This is a genomic window from Epilithonimonas bovis DSM 19482, assembly GCF_900108115.1.
Classification (GTDB): Bacteria; Bacteroidota; Bacteroidia; order Flavobacteriales; family Weeksellaceae; genus Epilithonimonas; species Epilithonimonas bovis.
In genome coordinates this window covers 1-1,369 of record NZ_FTPU01000089.1, presented here as the reverse complement: position 1 = coordinate 1,369, position 1,369 = coordinate 1, and the positions used below count along the sequence as shown (strand labels likewise).

General features: G+C 32.5%; 1 protein-coding gene. It reads left to right on the top strand.

The window, feature by feature from the left end; all coding sequences use genetic code 11:
• Positions 1-94 precede the first annotated feature (94 nt).
• Positions 95-1,327, top strand: a complete 1,233-nt coding sequence (locus B0B05_RS16235; RefSeq protein ID WP_084174024.1) for a type I restriction-modification system subunit M — start codon at positions 95-97, stop codon at positions 1,325-1,327.
• Positions 1,328-1,369: the final 42 nt, after the last annotated feature.

Here is a 1,369-nt window from a genome sequence, read left to right as displayed (position 1 = left end):
AAGATACAAATTCTTGCAATAAAAAACAAGCTATTTTAAACCCAAAATACTAATAATCAGTAAATTATAGGTGGTTTAAGGAGAGACTAAATAAATGAATAATAATAATAAAATCAAACTATCTCAATTAGAGAAGTTCCTTATGGATTGTGCTGATATTTTACGCGGTAAAATGGATGCTTCCGAATACAAAGAATTAATTTTTGGTATGCTTTTCTTAAAGCGTATGTCTGATGTTTTTGATCAAAAAAGAGAAGATGTTAAAAAGCAATATCATTACTTAGAACCTGAACAATTAGAGGTAATTTTAAACGATCAATCTTCATATGGTACTACATTTTTTGTGCCGCAACGAGCAAGATGGAACGAAGGTTTTATTGATGAAAATAGTCAAGAACAGCCACCTGTTAAGCACCTGAAGATAAACATCGGCGCAATGTTAAACAAGGCTTTAGATGCTTTAGAAGAAGCCAATGCGGGAACATTAACAGGTATTTTCAAAGGGCGTATTAACTTTAATAAAGAGTTAGATGGTAAACAAATCGTTAAAAATGAAGATTTACGTAAGCTGTTAGAGGAATTTAATAAATTTTCTCCATTACTAAACGAAAACTTCGAGTTCCCTGATTTATTAGGTGCAGCTTACGAATATTTATTAAAGCATTTCGCGGACGAAGGGGGTAAAAAAGGAGGACAATTCTATACACCTCACACAGTTGTTCGTCTGTTAGTACAATTACTTGATCCACAAGAAGGAATGTCAATTTATGATCCTACCTGTGGTTCGTCTGGAATGTTAATTCAATCCTATCAATACGTTGAAGAAAAAGGGCAAAATGCAAACAATTTAGAATTGTTTGGTCAAGAGTCTGATCCATCTGTAGTAGCCATTAGTAAAATGAATATTATCTTACATAATATTTCTAAATACACAATTGAATATGGAGATACCTTAGAAGATCCTTTAAACCTTGAAAATGGTCAATTAAAGAAATTCGACCGTGTAATTGCAAATCCACCATTTTCTCAAAACTATAATTTAGTCAACGTTAAGAAAAACCATTACAATCGTTTCGGTTATGGTTATACCCCTGAAGGTGGTAAGAAAGCCGACTTTATGTTTATTCAACATATGTTAGCTTCTTGTAAGAACGACGGTAAAGTAGTCGTAGTAATGCCTCACGGAGTTTTATTCCGTGGTGGTGAGGAATTAAAAATCCGTAAAAAACTATTAGATCTTTCTATTGATGTGTTGGAAGGGGTTATTGGCTTACCTCCTCAATTATTTTACGGGACAGGTATTCCTGCTTGTATAATGATTTTATGAATATCCGTAATTACACATAATTTCGTATATTTACTTATAATT